This window comes from Streptomyces sp. NPDC127092 (genome assembly GCF_042722475.1).
Taxonomy (GTDB): Bacteria; Actinomycetota; Actinomycetes; order Streptomycetales; family Streptomycetaceae; genus Streptomyces.
In genome coordinates, this window is record NZ_JBHXFE010000083.1 from 1 (window position 1) to 8,101 (window position 8,101).

Annotated in this window: 7 protein-coding genes; 2 read left to right on the forward strand and 5 right to left on the reverse strand. The window is 76.1% G+C overall.

All coding sequences use genetic code 11. The annotated features are described in order from the left end of the window. Positions 1 to 73: 73 nt before the first annotated feature. Entirely contained in the window at positions 74 to 511 is a 438-nt protein-coding gene (locus ACFWJO_RS36755; protein WP_384416039.1) for a nuclear transport factor 2 family protein, read from the reverse strand. Positions 512 to 802: 291 nt separating this feature from the next. Between ACFWJO_RS36755 and ACFWJO_RS36760 the strand changes: the two genes are divergently transcribed. After that, the gene (locus tag ACFWJO_RS36760) at positions 803 to 1,864 is read left to right on the forward strand and encodes a MerR family transcriptional regulator (RefSeq protein WP_386872422.1); all 1,062 of its coding nucleotides are present in this window, start codon (positions 803 to 805) and stop codon (positions 1,862 to 1,864) included. Between the two features lie 145 nt (positions 1,865 to 2,009). Here ACFWJO_RS36760 and ACFWJO_RS36765 read toward each other — a convergent pair whose 3' ends face one another. Both ACFWJO_RS36765 and ACFWJO_RS36770 read right to left on the reverse strand, forming a co-directional pair. Next, positions 2,010 to 2,636: a sigma-70 family RNA polymerase sigma factor gene (locus ACFWJO_RS36765; RefSeq protein WP_386872424.1), complete on the reverse strand. Its 627-nt coding sequence runs from the start codon at positions 2,634 to 2,636 to the stop codon at positions 2,010 to 2,012. 221 nt (positions 2,637 to 2,857) lie between these two features. Continuing rightward, on the reverse strand, positions 2,858 to 4,231 hold the full coding sequence (locus ACFWJO_RS36770) for a cryptochrome/photolyase family protein (protein ID WP_386872426.1): 1,374 nt from the start codon (positions 4,229 to 4,231) through the stop codon (positions 2,858 to 2,860). A 195-nt stretch (positions 4,232 to 4,426) separates the two neighbouring features. Between ACFWJO_RS36770 and ACFWJO_RS36775 the strand changes: the two genes are divergently transcribed. Continuing rightward, positions 4,427 to 5,320, forward strand: a complete 894-nt coding sequence (locus tag ACFWJO_RS36775; RefSeq protein WP_386872428.1) for an oxygenase MpaB family protein — start codon at positions 4,427 to 4,429, stop codon at positions 5,318 to 5,320. A gap of 143 nt (positions 5,321 to 5,463) precedes the next feature. Here ACFWJO_RS36775 and ACFWJO_RS36780 read toward each other — a convergent pair whose 3' ends face one another. Both ACFWJO_RS36780 and ACFWJO_RS36785 read right to left on the reverse strand, forming a co-directional pair. Beyond that, the gene (locus ACFWJO_RS36780) at positions 5,464 to 6,384 is read right to left on the reverse strand and encodes an SDR family oxidoreductase (RefSeq protein WP_386872430.1); all 921 of its coding nucleotides are present in this window, start codon (positions 6,382 to 6,384) and stop codon (positions 5,464 to 5,466) included. 93 nt (positions 6,385 to 6,477) lie between these two features. Next, positions 6,478 to 7,992: an SDR family oxidoreductase gene (locus ACFWJO_RS36785; RefSeq protein WP_386872432.1), complete on the reverse strand. Its 1,515-nt coding sequence runs from the start codon at positions 7,990 to 7,992 to the stop codon at positions 6,478 to 6,480. Between the last annotated feature and the right edge of the window lie 109 nt (positions 7,993 to 8,101).

Here is an 8,101-nt window from a genome sequence, read left to right on the forward strand (position 1 = left end):
GAATCCGCATGCCGTGCCTCCAGGTGTCGCCTCCAGTGTGCGCGCGACGGGGCCCGCCGGCGGGCCGACGCCCTCACATCCGGCGCCATTTCTCCTCGACGACCACCGAGCGGAGGCGCCAGTCGCGGTCCACCCGGCGCACGGCGAAGCCGTATCTGCCGCCGCACACGAAGTCCTCGCCGGACTCGAACCGCATCGGGTTCACGTAGTCGGCACGCACGGTCGCGGTATCTCCCGGAGAGCCGTCGACGTGGTCGATGCGGATCCTGCGGTTGACGATGAGGTGCTGCCGTACGGGAAAGAGCCGCATCGTCCCGGCCAGCCACTCGGCGACCTCGGCGGCGGGCCCCTCGATGCCGCCCGAACCGCGGTAGTCGGCGCGCCCCTCCGGCGCGAACAGCGCCCGGTACGCGGTCCAGTCGGAGTCGTCCACGGCCACGGCGTAGCCGGTGACCAGGTCGTCGATGGCGAGCCGGTCCATCACTGTCGCGAGATCCACGCGCTGCGTCATCGGTTCAGTGTCGGGCAGCGGACGCGCGGGGCCAAGGGCCGTGCGGGCGGAGCTCGCGGAAACGGCCGACGCGCCGTCGACGGGGACGGCCGGGAAGCGCGTGTCCGGACGCATCCGCCCGGGCCGTCCGGCCGGAAGCGCAGGTGCACGCGACCGACGACCTCCGCTTCGCGGACGAGGGGGTTCCTGGCTCCTGACACCCGTCCGCCGCGCACGCGCGACGGCGGCCGCGGTGGCCCGCACCTCTCTCGCATCGTTTCCGCATCGTCTCGAGCCCGTATGGTGGGTGACATGTCCGATACGGCTCACGGGACCACGACCGGCGCCGTCGCACGGCGGCTGGGTGTTTCCCCCACCACCGTCCGCTCGTGGGACCAGCGGTACGGCATCGGCCCGGCCGTGCGCGCGGACGGACGGCACCGGCGGTGGAGCCCGGAGGACATCGCGATGCTCGACGAGATGTGCCGTCTCACGGCCGCGGGCGTCCCGCCCGCCGAGGCCGCGAGGGCCGCCCGGCAGGCCCGGCCCTCGGCGCGGCGGACCGTGCCCGGTGCCGCCCCCGCCGCCCCTGCGGCGCGGTCCGGCGTCGCTCAGGACGAAGCCGGCGTCACGCCGGGAACACCCGCGGCCCCGGCGGGCGTGGTTCCCGGGAGGACCGGCGCCGGACCCGGGAGCGGTCTGCCGCTGGGCGACGTACGGCAGGAAGCCCGCGGGCTGGCCCGCGCCGCCGTGCGCCTCGACGGCCCCGCCATGGAAAGGCTGCTCCAGGAGGTGCTGGCCGAGCACGGCCTGGTCACCGCGTGGCAGGAGATCATGGTCCCGACGCTGCACGCCGTGGGCCGCAAGTGGGAGTCGTCCGGCGACCGTTACGTCGAGGTGGAGCACCTGCTCTCCTGGCACGTCTCCACCGCGCTGCGCCGCGCCGCCGTGACCGGCCCGGAGACGGCTTCCCCGGCCGCCCCCGTCGTCCTGGCGTGCGTCCCCGGGGAGCAGCACACCCTGTCCCTGGAGGCACTCGCGGCCGGGCTGGCCGAGCGGGGCCTGCCGACCAGGATGTTCGGCGCCGCGGTGCCCCCGGAGGCCCTGGACGCGGCGGTGCGACGGTCGGGGCCGGCCGCCGTGGCGCTCTGGTCGCAGGCGAGGTCCACCGCGAACCACGCCCTGGCCCGGCACGTCGCGGGAACGGCCTTCGGGGTACGGGGAGCGCGCACGGCACCGCTGGTACTGCTCGCGGGCCCCGGCTGGGTCGGCCGGCCGCCGGCTCCCGGCATGGTGCGTCCGCATGGGCTGCGCGAGGCGATCGACGTGATCGCCCGGCTGTACGGGGAACCGGCCGTGAGCGCGGAGCACTGACGCCGCCGCCTCAATGTCGAGCCGCCCTCCGCCGCCGGACCGGGCCGCCGGCGGACCGCTCCGCGTCCGTCCGCCGCCGGTCGGGGCGGCGGCCTGTCTTCTGCTGTCGGTCGTTCGGAGCGCTCGCGCTGCCGGATGGGCCGGATCACCCGCCGGTCGCGGCGGCCGGGCCGAGGCTGTGGCGCATCCGCAGGAGGCCGCGGCGGGCGTGGCTCTTGACCGTGCCCAGCGGCATGCCGGTGCGGTCGGCGATCTGTGACTGGGTCAGGTCGGCGAAGTAGGCGAGCTCCAGGACGTCGCGCTGGACGCGGGGCAGCCTGGCCAGTTCCTCGGTGACGACGAGCCGGTCGACGATCCGCTCGGGGCCTTCGGGGGAGCCGCCGGAGTGCTCCAGGGAGGCGCCGAGGGCCGCGGTGAGCTCGCTGCGCCGGGTGCGGGCGGCCAGCGCGTCGGCGATCTTGCGGCGGGTGATGCCGGTGAGCCAGGCCGGCAGCGTTCCCCGGTCGGGACGGAAGTTCCCGCGGCCCCGCCAGGCGGCGACGAACACCTGCTGGGTGACGTCCTCCGCCTCGCGGGGGTCGCCCAGGGCACGGGCGGCGAGGGTGTGCACGAGTCGCCCCCAGCGGTGGTACGCCGCGTCCAGGCAGCGCTCGTCCCCCTGGACCAGCCCTCGGGCGATCCGCTCGTCCTCGGCCGCGGCGTCGGGCGGCGCGTGGTGGGCGTGGGGCTCCGCCGGGCCGGCGAGGTGGCCTGTCGTCCGGTGCGCGGTCATGACGGTTCCTCCTCCGGGCGGTGGCGCGGGTGGCCACCGGAACCTTCCGGGGCGTGCGGACCGCCGGTGTCGGAGCGGCGGTCCGGCGGAACCTCGTCGGCTCCGTGTCCTCACGCTCCGGCGAACGCCCCCTGCCGCTCAACCCGCATCGTTTCCGCATCGAAATTCCGCACGTGGCGCGCACCGGTTCGCCACCGCGGGCGTGAGGGGTTCGGTTCGGCTCAGGCGGTCTCGCGGGCCCGGCGGAAGCGGGCCAGCCCCTCGGAGAGCTCGATCAGCGGATCCGGGTAGTCGTAGGCGGCCCGGTCGAGGCCGGTGAGGCGCCAGGGCTCGTGGACGGCCGGCCCCTCGAGGCCGGCGAGCTCCGGCACCCAGCGCCGCACGTAGGCGCCGTCCGGGTCGTACCTCCTGCCCTGGAGCACCGGGTTGAGGACGCGGTTGGGCCGGGTGTCCGTCCCCGTGCCCGCCACCCACTGCCAGTTGAGCTGGTTGTTCGCCACGTCGCCGTCCACCAGCAGTTCGAGGAAGTGGCGGGCCCCCTCCCGCCAGTCGATGTACAGCGTCTTGGTGAGGAAGGAGGCGGTGAGCAGCCGGCCGCGGTTGTGCATCCAGCCCTCGTGCGCGAGCTGCCGCATCGCGGCGTCGACGACGGGATAGCCGGTCCGCCCCTCGCGCCACGCGGCCAGGTCCGCCTCGGCCTCGGCGCCCCGGCGCCAGCGGTCGTGACGCGGGCGGTAGTCCGCGCCCGCCGCCCGGGGCCGGGCGGCGAGCACCTGGCGGTGGAAGTCACGCCAGCACAGCTGGCGCACGAAGGCGTCCGCTCCGGCGCCGCCGCGCTTTCCGGCCCGCCGCACGGCCTCCAGTGCGGAGACCGCCCCGAAGTGGAGGTACGGCGAGAGACGCGACGTGGCGTCGCCCGCCAGGTCGTCGTGGCGCTCCCCGTACCCGTCACCGTGCGCCGACAGCCACGAGGAGAGCCGCCTGCGGCCCTCGCTCTCCCCACCCGTGGCCAGGCCCGGCGACACGTCCGCGACCGCCGAGCGCCGGGGCATCCGCTCGGACCGTACGTCCGTCGGCACGCGCACCGCCCTCGGGGCGGCCAGCGGCGTGCGCAGGGGCTCGCCCGTCCAGCGCCTGTAGTACGGCGTGAAGACCGCGAAGTGGTCCGAGCCCTGCGGAGTGACGTCACCGGGCGGGACGACGTCCACCACGCCGTCGTGCACGTACAGCCGGCAGCCGTCCGCCTCCAGGACCTCGCGCAGCCGCTCCTCCCTCGCCCGGGCGAAGGCCGTCACCCCGCCGGCCAGGTGGACCTCGTCGGCCTCGGTCTGCCGCACCACCGCCCGTACCTCGGACACCGTGTCGCCCTTCCGCACCACGAGCCGGCCGCCCCGCTCGCGCAGCGCCCGGTCGAGGTCCTGCAGGCAGTCCGCGAGGAAGGCCAGCCGGTTGGGCGCCGCGAAGCCCGCCCGGTCCACGGCCGGATCGCGCACGAACAGCGGCACCACCTCCTGCGCCCCTTCGAGCGCGGCCCTCAGCGGCGGGTGGTCGTGCACCCGGAGGTCGGCGGTGTACAGAACGACGGCGACGGTCATCGCGTCCTCCCTGCTCGGCCGCCGGCCGCGGGCGCGCCGCCGGCGTACTGGTGTCACATGCCTACCTCCGGGGTTCCCTCCTGCCCCGCGTGCCGGATGCGCGCCGGAGAACAGCGGTGGCCCATGCCGCCGGCGGGCCCCGTGCCGGCATGGGCGCGGCGCACGAGGGGTAGGTGAGGCGAGGAGGCGGTTCCCGTGTCCCTGGTGCTGATCGACAGGCTGCGCGCACGGGCCGGGCAGGCGCTGCTGCTGCGGGTGGCCGGACCCACGGCCCGCCGGAAGCGCGCCCGGATCCACGGCACGCCCGGTCCCCGCTGGTTCGCCGCGGACCGGCCGATCCGGGTCGTGCACGCGGACGCCTCGATGTACGTGGGAGGGCTGGCGGCCCTTCTCCTGCAGTCCCTCCACCCGCTCGCCATGGCCGCCGTGTGGGCGCACTCGGGGTTCCGCGGCGACCCCTGGGGGCGCCTCCAGCGCACCAGCACCTTCCTGGCGGAGACCACGTTCGGGCCGGCGGAGGACGCCGAGCGGGCGGTCGAGCGGGTGCGCGGGGCGCACGCGCGGGTCACCGGCACGACGTCCGGCGGGGTGCCGTACCGGGCCTCGGACCCGTCGCTGCTCGCCTGGGTGCACATCGCCGAGACCCACTGCTTCCTGCGGGCGTACCAGGAGTACGGCCGGGCCCCGCTGACGGAGGCCCGCCGGGACGCCTACGTCGAGGACATGGCGTCCGTCGCCCGGCGGCTGGGCGTCGTCCGGCCGCCCGTGACCGAGGCCGCCCTCGCCGAGGCGCTGGAGCGGCGCCGCCCCGAACTGGCGGCCACGGAGGAGTCGGCGGCCACCGCCCGCTACCTCCTGGCGGCGCCGCCGCTGCCCTGGCCGGTCCGCGTTCCCTACGCCCTCCTCGCGGCCGCGGCCGTGGACCTCCTGCCCTCCTGGACCAGGGAGTTCCTCACCGTCCCGCTGAAGATCCGGCTGCTCCTGCCCTTCGCGCGGCGGGGCGGCCTCGCCGTCACCGCGCTGATCCGCTGGGTGATGCCCCCGCCGCCCGCCCGGGCCGTCACGAGTGCCCCGGGTCAGGGCCGGTGACGGAGCGGACCCGGCCGCCAGACGGCCGGGCCGACGTCCCGGACGAGGGCCGGCACCAGGAGCGAGCGGACCACCAGCGTGTCGAACCCTCCCGTGGCCCCCCGGCCCCGCGTCGGCGCGGACGAACCGGCCGGCCCGCCGCGTCACGGCCGCTCGGAGCCGTCGCCCGGCGACGGGCCGGTGGCGGGACGGCCGAGTGACGCCTCCTCGATGCGGCCGCCATGGCCGAGCAGGCCGGTCTGCTCGAAGGCGTGCTCGCCCATGAGACGCGGAAGTTCACGACGCGACAGGAAGTCGACGGCGAAGGGGAAGACCGGACGTCCGGCCTGCAGCAGCCGGAGCCACGGGGGTGCGTAGACCGAAGGCGAGCGCCGCTCGATCCCGCGGCCGATCCAGGCCGCGACGCGGTCCACCGGGTAGACCCGGCGCGCGGGTGCGGGCATGTGCCCGCGCAGCTCCCGGAGGACCGCGTGGCTGTCGACGTCGCGGACCATGTCCGTGTCCGTCCAGTGCAGGTACGCCACGCCCACGGCGACGCCCACGTGGGCCACCTCCGCGCGCAGGGAACGCGCGAAGGCCTCGGCCCCGGCCTTGGAAGCGCAGTAGGCGCTCATCATGGGGGCCGCGCCGAAGGCGGCGGTCGAGGCGATCTGCAGGAAGTAGCCGCGCGTGGCCCGCAGCCGGGGGAGGAAGGAACGCGCGGTCGCGGCGCTGCCGACGAGGTTGACCTCGACGACCCGGCGCCAGGTGTCCGGATCCGAGGTCTCGAAGGGTCCGCCCTCGGCCACGCCGGCGTTGGCGACGACGACCGACGGGGGGCCGAGGTGCCGGGCCACGTCGTCCGCGGCCCGGCGCAGGGCGGCGTCGTCGGTCACGTCCACCTCGACGACGTGGCTGCGTGCGGGGAGGGTCGTGGCGACCGCCTCCAGGGTGGCGGCCTCCCGGCCGAGCAGGGCCACGTCCATCCCTCCGTCGGCGAGCCGGCGGGCCAGGCCGGCGCCCAGCCCCCGGGCGGCGCCCGTGACGACGGCGGTACGCCCTCGCAGGTCCCATGTACGGCTCATTTCGGCGGCCTCCTCGTGTCGTCGTCCGCGCCGCGGAGGCGCGAGGGGCGCGTTCGCGGCACCCGCACGCACGCGACGGTGGTCACTGCCCGTTCACGGCGCGTTCCGCCGCCCGCTCTCCGTCTCGGCGGTCCGGGCGATGTTCCGGGCCATGCCGCCGAAGACCACGGCGTGGAAGGGGGAGACACCCCACCAGTACGCCTGGCCCGCGAGGCCCCTCGGATGGAAGAGGGCCCGCTGCCGGTAGGTCGTCGTGCCCGCCTCGTCCTTCTCGACGGCCATCTCCAGCCACGCGAGGCCGGGCAGGCGCATCTCGGCCCGCAGCCGCAGCAGCCGACCGCGGTCGATCTCCTCCACGCGCCAGAAGTCCAGGGCGTCGCCGACCCGCAGACGCGTCGCGTCCCGGCGGCCGCGCCGGAGGCCCACCCCGCCGACCAGCCGGTCGGCCCATCCCCGGAGGGCCCACGCCAGCGGGAAGGAGTACCAGCCGTTCTCCCCGCCCACGCCCTCGATGACCCGCCACAGCGCGTCCGGGCCGGCGCCGACGGGGCGCGAGCGTTCGTCCGTGTAGAGGCTGCCGCCCGCCCATTCGGGGTCCGTCGGCAGCGGGTCGCTCGGCGCGCCGGGCGGCGAGGCGGACGACCAGCGGGTCGTGACCTGCGCGTCGCGGACCCGGCGGAGGGCGAGACGGAGCGACTCCCCGAACGGGATGGGCCGCCCGGGGCCGTCGGGAACGTACCGCGCGATGTCGTGCTCGCCGCACACCACCTCGTGCCGGAGCGACTCGGTGAGGGGCTTGGCCAGGGAGGCCGGCACCGGTGTGACGAGCCCGATCCACTGGCTCGACAGCCGCGGGGTCAGGACGGGCACGGGCACGATGAGGCGCGTGCGCAGGCCGGCGACCTCGGCGTACCGCTCCATCATCTCCCGGTAGGTGAGCACGTCCGGTCCGCCGATGTCGAAGGTCCGGTTGACGTCGGCGGGCATGCCGGCGCTGCCCACCAGATACCTCAGCACGTCGCGTACGGCGATGGGCTGGACCCTGCTGCCGACCCAGCGGGGCGTGACCATGACGGGCAGCCGTTCGGTCAGGTACCGCAGCATCTCGAAGGACGCCGATCCGGAACCGATGACGACGGCGGCCCGCAGCACGGTGGTGGGCACGCCCGAGTCGAGGAGGATGCGGCCCACCTCGGTGCGGGAGCGCAGGTGCGGCGAGAGCTCGTCGTCCGGCACTCCGCGCGGGGTGAGGCCGCCCAGGTAGACGATCCGCCGCACTCCGGCGGCACGGGCCTCGGCGGCGAAGGTACGGGCGGCCAGGCGGTCCCTGTCCTCGAAGTCCGGGGTCGAGCTCATGGAGTGGACGAGGTAGTAGGCGACGTCGACGCCGTCGAGCGCCGGGCGGAGGCTCGCGGCGTCGGTGACGTCACCGCGCACCGTCTCCGCACGCCCGGCCCAGGGGAAGTCCCGGAGCTTGTCCGGGTGCCGGGCGAGGCAGCGGACGTGGTGACCGCCGTCGAGGAGCTCCGGTACCAGGCGTCCCCCGATGTAGCCGCTCGCGCCGGTGACCAGGCAGCGGGCGCCTCCGGCCGGGCTGGAAGTGTTCATGTGCTGATCCGTTTCACCGATCGCGTCGGCCTACGCCTACGCCGGTCCTTCGGCGCGGCGGATCCACACGGATGCACGCGGGCCCCGGCCCGCCCGGTGTTCGCCGGGC